Genomic DNA, 13,316 nt, shown 5'->3' on the forward strand with positions numbered 1-13,316 from the left:
AAATGTACCGTAAAACTAGCCAGTCGGAGCTTACCCCAGAAAATTTTGAATTACCCTTTGAAAGTAAGTTGTCATCAGAAAACCGATGGGTAATTATGGCAGAGTTAATTCCTTGGTCAGATTTTGAGTCAGAATATGCAGAAAATTTCTCAGAAACAATGGGAGCAATAGCCAAACCATTTCGGATGGCATTGGGGGCATTAATTATTAAAGAAAAATTAGGAATAAGCGATAGAGAAACTGTAGAGCAAATAAGGGAAAATCCTTATTTACAGTATTTTCTAGGGATGTCAGACTATAGCAATCAAGCCCCATTTGATGCCTCAATGATGGTTTATTTTAGAGAAAGAATAGACCTGGATTTAGTTAATAAAATCAATATAAAAATGGTAAATAATCTCCGAGAGAAAGAGGAGGAAGAAACAGAAAAAAAAACGAAAAAGAAGAAGTTAAATCAATTAAAAATCAAGGAAAGTTAATATTAGATGCTACTTGCGCTCCTGGGGATATAAGTTATCCCAATGATTTGGGAATATTAAATCAAGCCAGACGACAAACCGAAAAAATTCTAGATTCTCTTTATAAAACTTGTCAAACAAAGAAAGTAAAAAAGCCAAGGACTTATAGAAAGAAAGCGAGAAAAGATTATTTGAAAGTTGCGAAGAAACGTCGTCCATCTCGACAAGAAAGAAGCTCGGCAGTCGCCAAACAATTACAATACATCAAAAGAAATTTATCTCACATAGAGAATTTAGTTAATTCCGAGGCTGATTTAAGTAGTCTATCTCCAAGCCAATATAAAATGTTGTTGGTAGTTACAGAAGTTTATCGTCAACAATTGTGGATGTATGAGAATCAATCCAACAGAATTGACGATAGAATCGTCAGTATAACTCAACCTCATATCCGTCCTATCGTCAGAGGAAAAGCAGGAAAAACTGTGGAATTCGGAGCAAAAATTTCAGTAAGCTGTTTTGACCAATATGTATTTTTAGATCATTTGAGTTGGGATAACTTTAATGAATCAGGGGATTTAAAAACACAAGTAGAAGCCTATAAAAACTTCACTGGCTACTATCCATCCTCAGTTCATGTAGATAAAATTTATCGCAATAGAGAGAATCGAACTTGGTGTAAAGACCGAGGTATTAGAATCAGTGGACCACCATTGGGAAGACCACCTAAAAATGTTAGTAAATCAACTAAAAAACAAGCTAGAGATGATGAAAGATTTCGTAATGCTATTGAGGGAAAATTCGGACAAGCAAAACGACGTTATGGACTTAACTGTATCATGGCAAAACTCTCAAAGACAGCAGAAACTTCTATTGCCGTTACTTTTTTAGTTATCAATCTTTCCACCCTGCTCAGGCAGGTTAGCTGTCTTTTTTTGTCTTTATTTCTGAATACCTATAAATTCGGCTCGATTACTGACTTTTTTATTATTAAAACTGATATTAAAGTCAAATTACTAACATAAAAACTTATTTTTTAAACAAGCTGATTCTTGTCAATTTTTCCGATTACTTTTTCAGCAAACTCTAATTAATCTCAACAAAAGATGGAAACTCAAAATCAGCTTTGAATCGGATGAAGATAAGGAAGAACAGATTGTTTATTTGAAAAATAAACAAAAAATACTTATTGGTGATGATAGTCTAAACGCTATTTTCTGCCCTGGAGATGAAATAAGAGGCTATTTGCAAAGAAAAGGGAATCGTCTTCATTTGATTCCTTTTAAAAGCCAGCCAGTTTTTTATCGCGAACAAGAAGTGAAAAAAGCTATAGCCGTAGAATCTAATAGTTTTAGACTCAATTGCCCTTTCAGAAATAAAAACTTCAATCTTGCTATTAAATTAATTAAATAAAACTATGAATATTAAACCTGAAGCTCAAAGTCAGAAAATTAGACGCACTATCTGTATTGGATTAGGAGGAACAGGGAAAGATGTTTTGATGCGTATTCGTCGTCTGATTGTGGATAAATATAGCAATTTAGATGCGCTACCTGTAGTTAGTTTTGTTCATATAGATACGGATAAAGCAAGTAGTAATGTTACAGGATTACGAACGGGAAATTTTTATCACGGGGTCGATTTACGTCTTAGTGATGCCGAAAAAGTTGCATCCACAATGAGCAGAGTTGAGGTTAATAACTTCGTTCAAGAAATGAATCGTAAGTCGAGTAATTATGAAGGCTCACCAGGGGTTTATAAAAATATTGAATGCTGGTTTCCACCACAACTATTAAAAGATCTAAAAGCTATTGATGAAGGAGCAAAAGGAATTAGACCTGTCGGTAGATTAGCCTTTTTTCATAACCATCGCAAGATTAGAAATGCTCTACAAACAGCCGAACAAAGAACGCGGGGACATGAGAGTAAATTAATTCAACAGGGATTAGTTGTCGATAATGAACTGAGCATTTTTTTAGTTGGTTCATTGTGTGGTGGTACAGGTAGTGGAATATTTTTAGATACTGCATATTGTTTGCGAGGGATGTATGGCGATCGCGGAGCGCAAATTAGCGGTTACTTGGTAATTAGTCCCGAACTTTACGGGGATACTCCTAGTATGAATGCCAATGCCTATGCAGCACTAAAAGAGTTGAATTATTATGCCACTGCGGGAACTAATTTTAAAGCTTATTATGATTTGCAAAATCTTCAATATGTAGAAGAATCTCGTCCACCTTTTGAGTATGTTTATTTAGTATCCAACCGCACAAAAAGCGATTATAGAATATTAGAAAAAAGCAAGCTGTGTAATATTATTGCTCATAAAATATATCTGGATTTTGCTGGAGAATTATCGCCAATGCTGGTGGCACAACGGGACAACTTTTTACAGCATTTAATTCAGTTAGACGAACACCCTCGCCCTAATGTACAGCGTTACCTTACGTTTGGTTTAGCAGAAATATATTTTCCTCGCGATATTGCCGTACAGGTATCTTTAAATCGAATCAAACTAAAATTAGTTAAGTATTGGTTACAGGGAGAAGGACAAAGTCCCGATGCAAAAATATTACTAGAAAGGTTTTTAAATCAATGGTACTCGGGAGGGGATAAGCAAGAGGGATTAATTAATAAACTGCGTCAAACAACTACTGACGGGAACAAAACTTTCAGCAATGTTTTAAGTAGCTGGCGCAATCGTCTGGAAAATAGTATCGCTGAATGTGAAACTAAAGACGACCGTGAGAATTTAATTACTCAATTATCTAGAGAGATTCGCGAACAATTTCGTAAGGTTCAACCCGGGGAAAGTGACAGCAATCGTGGAGTTTGGCTAACTAATATCAAACAAGCCCGTGAGCGAATTACACGAGAATTAACTAAAGATATTGATCGCTTTTTAGTGACCTTACTTCATCCCAGTCAACCTGACTTTTCTTTAGCTAATAGTCGCGCTTGGCTGGAGGCTTTAAGTACAGAATTAAATCAAACTTATCGAAATACAGAAGATCGAGTAAACAGTAATGGCAAAATTCATAGTCTGGAAGAAGTAGAAAGAAAATGGCAGGATGCAGCCCAAACTATTGAAGATCTAGAAAGTAAGAGAGGCTTGTTACCGTTTAATAAAAAGCAAAAAAAAAGTCAGGTACAAGAAGAAGCTAAACGCATTGTTGGGGAGGTTAATAAATTAATTAAACACAACTTCGATTTTGTATTAACCCGTGAAACTCTTGAAATAGTTAAAAGTCTTCAGCACTACGTCAACGACTTAACCACTAAAGCCAGCAACTTTTATAACCTGCTTAAAAATATCCAACTGGCTTACGAAAAAACCGAAACCGAACTAAAACAATTAAACGTCGATGAAATGAGTGGAGAAGCAATCTTTGCCGATGCTGATACCGATGATTGTTATCAAAGCCTATTACCTGATCGCGATCGCGCTACACAACTAGCACTAGTAACAACTAAAATTACCGAAAAGATTGGTTTGGGAGAGTCATTGGCTAGCTGTCTTGATGCAGGTTTAATTGATGAACCGCAGCTAATCGAAGAAATTAATTTAATTGTCGATGGTTTATTTGGTTCGCGTAGTTTAGATCGGGTACAGTCGGCAACTAAACGTTTTTTGGAAAACTACTCCGTAAGCGATCGCGCAACCCGTCTCGAACAAATACTGAGAGAAGCCGAACCTCTACTGCCTTTAAATACCAGCGATCCTTACTTCTATAATGATTCGGGTAAAAGTGCAGAAATTATCGGTTTCAAAGATACCGATAACCGCGAGGTAATTCAATTTAAACAGATACTCTTCAATGACTTAGGTGTTCCCGACAGCCAACTAAAACCAATTCAAGCCGAAGACGAAATTGTCTTCGTCACAGAATACGCTGCTTTTCCCTTGAGACTGATTCAGGATTTGGCTCAAATGCGACAACATTATCTACGCCAAAAAACTTATGGTAGTGGTTTTTTGCATAATGACTATCGCACTATGTTTACCGATATTCTCCCTCCTGATGCGCGAGAAATGAAACAGCTACAAGATATCTTTTATCCCTCTTTAGCTTTTGGGTTGCTTCCCTGTAACCAGCAGACAGGTTTACACGAGTTACAATATTACGATCGCCTACGGGATACCTATCAAGTAAATACTATAAGCACAGTTTGGGATGAGGCTTTAGAACAACTAGCCAATGTTAAAGATATGGCAGTAGCTTTAAATCAAGAATTAGATAAAGCGATCGACGATATCACCAACAACCCAAATAAATGGGAGTCGCACTATTTACCTAAGTTGCGAGAATTTGTCGCTTTAGTTGATGAGTTACCCGAAGACGATCCTAATTACCTATATAAAGAAATAGTCGTCGGTACGAGAGAAACCTTAGATACAAAAGCACAGGAAGGAATTATTAATCGTTTCTGGCGCAGGATGGAAGAGAAGTTTAATCAACAACAAGCACTTAGTTCATCTTCTCTACCCTCTCAAAGTCAACAAAGACTATCGGGAACAACGACTGCTGTTATTAATAATAGTCAAAAATCAACTAAAATTACCGAATCTGAAGCAAATCAAAATGAAGTTTTGGATGCAGAAATTGATAATGATAATTCATCAAAAAATAATCCAGAAATAATTGCTAAACTAGCACAGCTAAAACAATTACGAGATCAGGGAATCATTACAGAAGAAGGATTTAAAGCCAAGGAAAAAGAAATACTAGATTTATATTTTTAAACCTAGTTACTCAATTAATAAAAAATAAATTACTAATCCTATAAAAGCTATGCTGGATCTCTTAAATATTTTCCCGCCTTCTTTAATATTACTGACGGTTATTTTAGTCATTTTACCAACTTTTTTGGCTATCTTATTACGTCACTCCCTTTATCGATATCTAATTGGTTCGGCTAATAAAGTGTCGAGGTTACTAACTTACCAAAGCCGAGGAAAACAACCGCAAATTGTCGATAACTTAGAAGCAAGATTTAAACAAGCAAGCCAGAAACTAGAGCAAGTAAATACGATGGCTTTAATCGATGGTTTGTACTCTCAAGAAAGATTAAACTTTGTTGGGATATCTCTGCGTTGTGAACAATGGGATTACTTTTGCCAAACATTACCAAATTTACTATTGGCTTTTGGATTATTGGGTACTTTTATCGGTATTAGTTCTAATCTATATAACCTCAGTCAAACCATTAACCAGAGTGCAGCAGATGTCGATAACTTAGTTTCACAACTACAAATACCGCTGCAAAATATGGGTATTGCCTTTTTTACCAGTTTGACGGCGATCGCCTGTAGCTCAATTCTGATTGGGGTTAATTTACGCTGTAATACCAGCTTCGCTAAATCTCTCTTAATTAGTTCCTTAGAAGATTATTTGGATAACATTTTCAAAATTAATGTTCAAGGGGACACTCGTTTAGATAAAGCTGTTGACCGTATGGTCAAGCAACAACAAGAATTTTTAGAAAGATTTCACGAAAAAGTAGGTAAGGTTTTAGAAATATCGATGGGAAATGCTGCCCAGCAAATTGTTGATGCCAATCAGGGTTTTCACAACAACGTTGATACCTTAGTCAATCGGTTTCAAGATGTTTCAGGATCTTTGGCTAATAGTACCAATAGCTTTCAAGAATCGGCTTATAGCCTCAAAGAACAAATTCAAATCGTCAGTGAAGTAGTTCCTTCTCTAGAAACTTCGGCTAATAAAATTGAATCAGGCTCTAGATTATATTTGCAGGGTGCAGAAAAAATAGAAGCTAGTAAATTTTCTGAAAACTTAGAAAATATTACAACTAATTTAGCTAGCACGCAAAAATCTTTTTCAGAGTCTACAGCTTTCTTAGGTAATCAAGTTCATAAGATTAGTGAAAGTCATCAACAAGCAACGGATTTAGCTCAACAAGTTTATATACAATTACAAACTACTTCCAATAAATTACAAGATAGTGCAGCAGGTTTTATGGGCGCAGCCGAAACATTTAAAGAAAGTGACTTCGCCGACAAACTAGCTTCTGCTACTGAAGAATTAACAACTATCCCCCAACAATTTAACGAATCAACGGCAATTTTACATCAGTCTAGTGATGCTTTGGGTAGGGCGATCAATAACATCAATACTTCTACTCAAGAAACCAATAGTTTAATCGAGCAAGTAAATAACCTCAATCAGAAATCGAGCGATCTACTAGAAAAAAGCGATCGCAATATTCAACAAGAAATCACTAGTTTAAATAGTATTCAATCTGAATTAGAAAATATAGTAACAACTCTAGAGCAACATAAACAGCAAGTAAATACTAGTCTTCTACAATTTGGAGAAAAGATGCTTAAAAGTTTTGAGCAACGCTCTCAAAATAATACTCTAGAGATAACTAAGTTAATAACAGAATTCAAACAAATAATAAATCAAATTAATATTATTAGTTTAGAAACGGAAAAACTAATTAAGGCTATCGAAAAACATGAGAAACAAATGAATTTAGATATTAATAATCTCAGTACAAACATAACTAATAAAGCTAACCAGCAGATAAATAACTATAGTCAGCAAATACAAAGCCTAACCAAAAAATTTAATAATATTATTTAAAGTTTTTCTCATTCTAAAACAAATAAAATCTTAGCCTTTAAGTTATCTACACATTCGCTGAATCCTGTGGCGAAATAAAATATGTCCCGACGTTCTTTATACAGTTCTCAATCAACAATAGAATCAAATAGCCTTTTTCAATCGTTTACCGATTTGATGTCTAATGCTTTTATGATTTTATGTCTATTGCTCCTACTTGTATTATTCCAATCCGAGAAATTAAATAAAGATTTAAAAGAGGCGAATAAACGTTTACAATCAGCATTACCAATTATCATAGATGAAAGTTCGGGGAATTTTAAATTTAAGTCAGGAAGTGCAGAATTAAATCCGCAACTTAAAAATCATATATCTACTAAAATTAGTCCAGAAATAAACAAAATTTTACAAGAACGAGAAATTGACTTTATTCAAATAATTGGACATACGGATGGCGAGGGAATAAAACAGAATAGTAATCTCGATAAAACTCTAGAAACCGTGGCTCAGGGAAAACGACCCGTTAGTAAACTATTAGCAGGATCTAATGCCGATCTAGGATTAATGAGAGCTTTAGCGGTAGTTCAGGAATTACAAAATAATGGGCTACATAATGTAGAATTTAGAGCCTATTCTGCTGCACAGTTGTATTTACCTTCGGGTAGATTAGCATCAGTTGATCGTCAGCCAGATGAAACTAGACGAAGAATTGAGATTCGTTTTATTCCTCCTGGTCAATCAAAATAGGCTTTATAAAAGCCTGAGCAGAAAAGTAGAAAAGTATTTTTGTATCGATCCCGATCAGGCTGAAATTGCCCAATTTACTACAAGGCTTTTAGGTGATGCTAAAATAATCATTTTTTGTTAACCATTTGTGGAGTATCAACATTCACATCTAAGGGAATTGAGGCAGTTAATACTCTCTCGGACTCCTCGGAATCTAAATTAGATTCTAAATCCTCTTCAGAGTCCCATAACCACCAATGTTTTACGTAAAGAATTTGCCGTAATGGAGTCTTAATGGCAATTAAGAACATTCCAATAGATAACAAACACCATACTGCTGGCCATTCGTTAATATTATCGGTTGAAAGGCGAGCAGCTAAGGGTCCGACAATTAGGTGATAAATCGTAAATTTCCAGGAACCATAGATTAAAGGAGCCACAAATACTGGAATATAATAGCCCAAAGTTAGCCACTTTAGTCCGTTCATCGGCACATTCCAGGCTATGTGCCAATTTCCTGAGACAGAACACAGTTGACTAGCACAAAGAGGTTCGTATCCTATAGTACAAGTTCCAGCCCAGGCAAAGGGATAAAGCTTGACTAACATCATTATTGCGCCAACAAAACAGGAACCATATATAAATGGTGCTGTCTTCTTTCTAATTCTCTCTGGAATAAAATGCAGTGCCACAGCACTTATGAAAAAAGGCTGGAAAATAATATGTAATACTCCAAACAGAGTAAGAAGCTGATTCAAAGGCAAATCGGGCTGATCGATTACTGTGTAGGTAAATGCCTGAAGTAATTCCATCAACGAGAAATAACCCAGAGGAATCCATAATGCTTTTTTTTCACCCTTCCAGGCTACATATGCGGTACTGCTTAAACCTATTGTGGCTAGAGTTGCCGATGCTTGTCCGCTCCAACACATATCTTAAATTTCTCCGTAATTTAGCTTGATACTTTGAATCGAGATCGTATCTAACGGGCTGTGCCCGTGAAGGTAGTAAGCTTGAAAATATTTTTGCCTCCTACCTTAATGTCTACATTTAAACTTCTAGCAAAAATTTATGCCTAGATGAATATTGGCATTGACTACAAATATATTTATTGTTGTAGGATTTGTTGGTTTTATTAACTCTAGCTCTAATTAGCTGATGAAATTCAAAAACAATGATTAACTTTCGTCCATAAATGTAACTTTAAAGTTAATTGTCAGGCTGCGACAGGCTTGATCGAGTTATTAACTAGCTTGCCATCTTCGAGATGAACAATACGGTCAGCAATATCTAAGATTCTATTATCATGAGTAACCAGCAAAATTGTACAGCCTTGTTCTCTAGCTAGCTTCTGCATTAGATTCACCACATCTCGTCCTGATTTACTATCTAATGCTGCTGTGGGTTCATCTGCTAAGACGATCGCTGGGTGAGCAACTAAAGCACGAGCGATCGCAACTCGTTGTTTTTGTCCTCCAGACAGTTTCTCGGGATAATAGTTGACGTGACTACCTAATCCAACATGTTCTAACATTGCCACAGAGCGATCGCACCTTTCCTGTTTGGTCAAATTACCATGTACTTCTAAACCCATCTGTACATTTTCGGTAGCAGTTAAACTACGATGTAAGTTGTGTGCCTGAAAGATATAACCATTGTTACGTCTGGCTTGAACTAATTCGGCTTGACTCGCACCACAAAGTTCTTTACCAAGTATTTTGCAGCTTCCTGATTGCGGCGATCGCAATCCACTAACTAGAGTTAACAAAGTAGTTTTACCAGAACCAGAAGGTCCGGTCATCAAGACAATTTCTCCGCGATTTATTTCTAAATTGATGTTAAATAAAACCTGTTTACGAAGTTCTCCTGTACCGAAATAATGATCGAGATTGTGAATAGAAATTGCTGGGGTTGTATGATGATTGTTATGCATATTGATAAAATTCCTAAATAACTTTGAGTTAGTAGTTTAAGTAACTTTAATGCGGAGAAGCTAGAAAAAGTTGAAAATAAAAAAGCTAAGGAAGCATACAAAAAAGATAATTTTGCATAGTTCTAGAATTGGTCATTTGAAACTTAAATATAAAAAATAATATGGCGTTATCTCCAGACATAATTCTCGAAACAGATCGATGTAAACTCAGGCAAATTAAAAAAGAGGATATTCCTTTCATTTTTTCTGCAACTAGATATCAAGGTTTTAATGATGGACTATTATGGGATGCACCAGAAAGCGAAGATGAATTAATAGAAGGATATTACGAAAGAGTAATCAAAACATGGAATGAAGGAAAGTCATATGCATTTACTATTTGTTTGAAAGAAGAGAATAAACAACTGGGGACCATTAGTATTAGAAAAAACTCTGAGGAAGTTTGGACTACAGGATTTTGGCTACATCCTCAATCACAAGGAAAAGGATATATGACAGAATCAGTTAAAGTCATTCTTAAATTTGGTTTTGAAGTATTAGATACGGAAAAAATTCAAGCTTATCATGCAGTATGGAATGAAAAGAGTGAAAAGGTTTTAAAAAATGTGGGAATGAAATTTATCGAGTACATACCTCAAGGATTTATGAAAAATGGTAAATGGGTAGAACAAAATAAATTAGGCATTACTAAAGAAGAATGGAACAAATTAAAAAATCAGAAAACTACTACGAAAAAATCCCTTTTGTTTGGGAACAACCAAAACCACTGATTAAAGTTTCACGACGACTTGAATTTCGCTCTTTAAATAGCGTTGGAATAGCAGCCTTTACTAATACAGTAAGTCAAGTTATAGCAAGTTCATTAGATCGTAGAGATCGAAAAGAGGTAAAAGAATTAGGCATTGATCGAGCAGCAAATAAATATATTACAGAAGTAAGTAATGACTTTGATTATCAACCTAAGTGGTGGCAATTAGGTTTTAACAACGAGGGCAAATTGGTCGGATTTCTTCAGCCAGTTATTTATCGCGGATGCAGTAAAAACAGTCTAGAGGAAGGTACTATTTATTACATTGGTGTTGTTCCTGAATATAGGGGAAAGCATTATATCTACGATTTACTCTGCCAAGCTACACGCATTCTTCAAGAAGTCGGAGTTTGGCGTGTTTTCTGCGATACCGATGTCCATAATAAACCAATGATTAATGCATTTCAAGAAGTTGGCTATCGTCAATTCAGTTCACCCAGAAAACTACCTTTATAAATTGTATTTTTTAGTTTTGATCGCCTAAAATAGTTCTAAAATATATCAGCAGGATCGGCTGATTGAAGTTTACGAGTTGCGATCGCTTGTGCACCATATTATTTTTGATTTTTGATTTTTTCTTTGAGACGATTAATTATATTTGGAGTTAATTCTGGTTCAGGTTCAATAATTTCTCTTTTAGATAACACCCTTTCAATTTCTTCTGCATTAGCTTTTCCTAATTGCGCTATGAGGTCATTAAAATTATTCTGTTGCCAGTTAATATTTATATTCGTCTTGTTGGAAAAGGAATTAGACATAGTAAATAATTAAATTAGATTTCATAAAAATAGTTGACTAGACTTCTTTAATTTATCGAAGATATAAATCACTTATGGAAAAATCACCGAATATCATTTGGTCTTACAGTGGAAAAACCAATCTAGTTGTAGGCACTCAAGCAACAACTATCGAAAAAAATATTGGTTGGACTGCGGGGTTTATAGGAGTAATCATTATTGGTTTCTTTTATTGGAAAAATGACTTTGATTGGAAAACTTGGCAATATATTTTGGCAGGAGTTATTGCTTATGATGTTGTTGGTGGTGCAGTAGCAAATTCTCTTAATTCTTGTAAGCGTTTTTATCATTCTTCTCTCCAAAAATTTGAACCTAACTATGTAAATATAGCTAAAAACCATTTATTCTTTTCTCTTATTCATATTCATCCTTTAATAGTTAGTTTGGTATTTTCCTCTGCTAGTTGGATTTATGGATTTTTTTGGTATTTAATTTTGCAGATTTCAGTTTTAACTGTGACTAAGACACCTATTTATCTACAACGTCCAGTTTCAATGCTCATTATCGTTACGGCATTATTAATAAATAGCTATTTTTTAAGATACCCTACTGGCTTTGAGTGGCTTATTCCTGTTTTATTTCTCAAAATTGTTTACGGTCATACTGTTAAAGAAGAACCATATAGACCTGAAACTGAAAAGAATATTTAACAATAATCGATGAACTTCTCAATACAACACACTCCCAGGATTTGCATGACGCGACCATGTTCGATCATCCATCTGAAATGAATTAGCAATTTTTTGTTCGAGAGTCATGATTTCACACCTCTTTATACAGAAACTGAGTAATTAACAATTTATAAACTAAAAAATGTCGGCTGGATCGGCTGACTGAAGTTTACGAGTTGTGATCGCGCCAGAAATGCTACACATGAGAAAAGTCATGATTAATACGGTAACAGCCCTAGATGCAGGTAATACGATGGGCAATGCGGTTGCTGCTGCGGTTAATTGATATAGCCCTGCGGCGATCGCCACACTAGGAATAAAGCCAATAATGGATAGGATGATAGCTTCCTCAAACACCACGCCAAGTAAATAGGAGTTTTTGTAACCCATTGCTTTAAAGGTAGCGTATTCTGCCATATGGTCGTTGACATCGGTAGAAAGAACTTGATAGACAATTACAATACCAACAATAAAGCCCATTATTGTTCCCAGAGTGAACACAAAACCAATAGCAGTTTGGCTTTTAATATAAGCTAGCTCGGCATCGACGTATTCTTGATGGGTATAGGCTTTAACATCTTCAGGAAAATAGGCATTTAGAGACATTGCAATCTTTTCTGGATCGCGTCCTTCTTCTAAATTAATTATGCCTAAACTGACCATTCCTGGTTTTTTTCTGGGAAAAAGACGCATAAAATTTTGATCGCTGGTAATTAATGCCCCGTCATCGGCAAAAGAAGCTCCAACTGTAAATAAACCACCAATAGTTATAGTGGTGCGATCTTTTTCCGTGGTAACTGTTTTTCCCTGTTGGATTTGGTTGACTATTTGGTCATATTCTCCCCTAGATGCCTGATCAAATAGTACTGTATCAGGGATCTTGACTTTATCTAATTGACTGTTTACCTCGGGTAAAGCAAAAACTGGTTTTTCTGGATCGAAGCCGATCGTCAACATCGAAGTTTTGGCTCGATTTTGAGGATTACGCCAGTCCAGAGAACCAATGTAAACTGGTTCAGCGGATTCTACCCCTGGTACATCCATCGCTTGATACAGTCTTCGACGGGGGAAAGTATAAGGCTTATTAAAGTTAGTTGCCTGAGTACTGGTTAAAACGATATCGCCGTTAATTTTTCGCGGATACTGAGTATTGGCTGAATAGAGGGCATTCATAAAACCCAACTGCATAAAGATGAGTATGTCTGCAAAGGCGATTCCCGATATTGCAGTCAATAATCGTAATTTGTCGTGTTTGAGTTGCAACCAACCCAAGGGAGTACGGTTAAATATTGATTTGAACATGGTTTGTTAATGGCTAATGGCTAATGGCTAATGGCTA

Annotated in this window: 13 protein-coding genes; 8 read left to right on the forward strand and 5 right to left on the reverse strand. The window is 35.6% G+C overall.

Annotated features, from left to right (window positions below; all coding sequences use genetic code 11):
- The first annotated feature begins 2 nt into the window (after positions 1-2).
- The 5 genes from PLEUR7319_RS38855 (at position 3) to PLEUR7319_RS0111110 (ending at position 7,789) form a co-directional block, all read left to right on the forward strand.
- Positions 3-1,480 (forward strand): IS5 family transposase gene (locus tag PLEUR7319_RS38855; protein ID WP_371265370.1). Its coding sequence is split into 2 segments (ribosomal slippage): positions 3-434 and positions 437-1,480, totalling 1,476 coding nucleotides; the frame shifts between segments, so codons are not numbered across the junction.
- A gap of 139 nt (positions 1,481-1,619) precedes the next feature.
- On the forward strand, positions 1,620-1,868 hold the full coding sequence (locus tag PLEUR7319_RS0111095; RefSeq protein WP_019505295.1) for a hypothetical protein: 249 nt from the start codon (positions 1,620-1,622) through the stop codon (positions 1,866-1,868).
- 4 nt (positions 1,869-1,872) lie between these two features.
- A complete protein-coding gene (locus PLEUR7319_RS0111100; RefSeq protein ID WP_019505296.1) occupies positions 1,873-5,199 on the forward strand; it encodes a tubulin-like doman-containing protein in 3,327 nt (1,108 codons plus the stop codon).
- A gap of 49 nt (positions 5,200-5,248) precedes the next feature.
- Positions 5,249-7,063: a hypothetical protein gene (locus PLEUR7319_RS34945; protein WP_019505297.1), complete on the forward strand. Its 1,815-nt coding sequence runs from the start codon at positions 5,249-5,251 to the stop codon at positions 7,061-7,063.
- An 81-nt stretch (positions 7,064-7,144) separates the two neighbouring features.
- Positions 7,145-7,789 carry an OmpA family protein gene (locus tag PLEUR7319_RS0111110; RefSeq protein ID WP_026102448.1) on the forward strand — a complete coding sequence of 215 codons (645 nt, stop codon included), beginning with the start codon at positions 7,145-7,147 and terminating at the stop codon, positions 7,787-7,789.
- A 107-nt stretch (positions 7,790-7,896) separates the two neighbouring features.
- On the opposite strand, the gene PLEUR7319_RS0111115 is transcribed toward PLEUR7319_RS0111110, so the two are convergent.
- Together PLEUR7319_RS0111115 and PLEUR7319_RS0111120 are read right to left on the reverse strand one after the other, a co-directional pair.
- Positions 7,897-8,700 (reverse strand): DUF5765 domain-containing protein, encoded by an 804-nt coding sequence (locus tag PLEUR7319_RS0111115; RefSeq protein WP_019505299.1) that lies wholly within the window; start codon positions 8,698-8,700, stop codon positions 7,897-7,899.
- A 284-nt stretch (positions 8,701-8,984) separates the two neighbouring features.
- Positions 8,985-9,701 (reverse strand): DevA family ABC transporter ATP-binding protein, encoded by a 717-nt coding sequence (locus PLEUR7319_RS0111120; protein ID WP_019505300.1) that lies wholly within the window; start codon positions 9,699-9,701, stop codon positions 8,985-8,987.
- 161 nt (positions 9,702-9,862) lie between these two features.
- Here PLEUR7319_RS0111120 and PLEUR7319_RS0111125 point away from each other — a divergent pair, with 161 nt between their 5' ends.
- Entirely contained in the window at positions 9,863-10,471 is a 609-nt protein-coding gene (locus PLEUR7319_RS0111125; protein ID WP_019505301.1) for a GNAT family N-acetyltransferase, read from the forward strand.
- Positions 10,399-10,965 carry a GNAT family N-acetyltransferase gene (locus PLEUR7319_RS0111130; protein WP_019505302.1) on the forward strand — a complete coding sequence of 189 codons (567 nt, stop codon included), beginning with the start codon at positions 10,399-10,401 and terminating at the stop codon, positions 10,963-10,965. Before PLEUR7319_RS0111125 ends, PLEUR7319_RS0111130 begins: the two co-directional genes overlap by 73 nt.
- Before the next feature lie 98 nt (positions 10,966-11,063).
- On the opposite strand, the gene PLEUR7319_RS34950 is transcribed toward PLEUR7319_RS0111130, so the two are convergent.
- A complete protein-coding gene (locus PLEUR7319_RS34950) occupies positions 11,064-11,267 on the reverse strand; it encodes a hypothetical protein (protein WP_019505303.1) in 204 nt (67 codons plus the stop codon).
- 74 nt (positions 11,268-11,341) lie between these two features.
- Between PLEUR7319_RS34950 and PLEUR7319_RS0111140 the strand changes: the two genes are divergently transcribed.
- Entirely contained in the window at positions 11,342-11,956 is a 615-nt protein-coding gene (locus PLEUR7319_RS0111140) for a hypothetical protein (RefSeq protein ID WP_019505304.1), read from the forward strand.
- An 18-nt stretch (positions 11,957-11,974) separates the two neighbouring features.
- On the opposite strand, the gene PLEUR7319_RS43480 is transcribed toward PLEUR7319_RS0111140, so the two are convergent.
- Both PLEUR7319_RS43480 and devC read right to left on the reverse strand, forming a co-directional pair.
- Entirely contained in the window at positions 11,975-12,064 is a 90-nt protein-coding gene (locus PLEUR7319_RS43480) for a DUF6653 family protein (protein WP_371265371.1), read from the reverse strand.
- A 48-nt stretch (positions 12,065-12,112) separates the two neighbouring features.
- Positions 12,113-13,279: an ABC transporter permease DevC gene (gene devC, locus PLEUR7319_RS0111145; protein ID WP_019505305.1), complete on the reverse strand. Its 1,167-nt coding sequence runs from the start codon at positions 13,277-13,279 to the stop codon at positions 12,113-12,115.
- Positions 13,280-13,316 lie beyond the last annotated feature (37 nt).

This window comes from Pleurocapsa sp. PCC 7319, from assembly GCF_000332195.1.
Lineage (GTDB): Bacteria > Cyanobacteriota > Cyanobacteriia > Cyanobacteriales > Xenococcaceae > Waterburya.

Excerpts from the sequence above, each read along its gene's own strand:
- PLEUR7319_RS0111100 (WP_019505296.1), top strand. The coding sequence starts at position 1,873 with ATGAATATTAAACCTGAAGCTCAAAGTCAGAAAATTAGACGCACTATC.
- PLEUR7319_RS34945 (WP_019505297.1), top strand. The coding sequence starts at position 5,249 with ATGCTGGATCTCTTAAATATTTTCCCGCCTTCTTTAATATTACTGACG.
- PLEUR7319_RS0111110 (WP_026102448.1), top strand. The coding sequence starts at position 7,145 with ATGTCCCGACGTTCTTTATACAGTTCTCAATCAACAATAGAATCAAAT.
- PLEUR7319_RS0111115 (WP_019505299.1), bottom strand. The coding sequence starts at position 8,700 with ATGTGTTGGAGCGGACAAGCATCGGCAACTCTAGCCACAATAGGTTTA.
- PLEUR7319_RS0111120 (WP_019505300.1), bottom strand. The coding sequence starts at position 9,701 with ATGCATAACAATCATCATACAACCCCAGCAATTTCTATTCACAATCTC.
- PLEUR7319_RS0111125 (WP_019505301.1), top strand. The coding sequence starts at position 9,863 with ATGGCGTTATCTCCAGACATAATTCTCGAAACAGATCGATGTAAACTC.
- PLEUR7319_RS0111130 (WP_019505302.1), top strand. The coding sequence starts at position 10,399 with ATGGAACAAATTAAAAAATCAGAAAACTACTACGAAAAAATCCCTTTT.
- PLEUR7319_RS34950 (WP_019505303.1), bottom strand. The coding sequence starts at position 11,267 with ATGTCTAATTCCTTTTCCAACAAGACGAATATAAATATTAACTGGCAA.
- PLEUR7319_RS0111140 (WP_019505304.1), top strand. The coding sequence starts at position 11,342 with ATGGAAAAATCACCGAATATCATTTGGTCTTACAGTGGAAAAACCAAT.
- PLEUR7319_RS43480 (WP_371265371.1), bottom strand. The coding sequence starts at position 12,064 with ATGACTCTCGAACAAAAAATTGCTAATTCATTTCAGATGGATGATCGA.
- devC (WP_019505305.1), bottom strand. The coding sequence starts at position 13,279 with ATGTTCAAATCAATATTTAACCGTACTCCCTTGGGTTGGTTGCAACTC.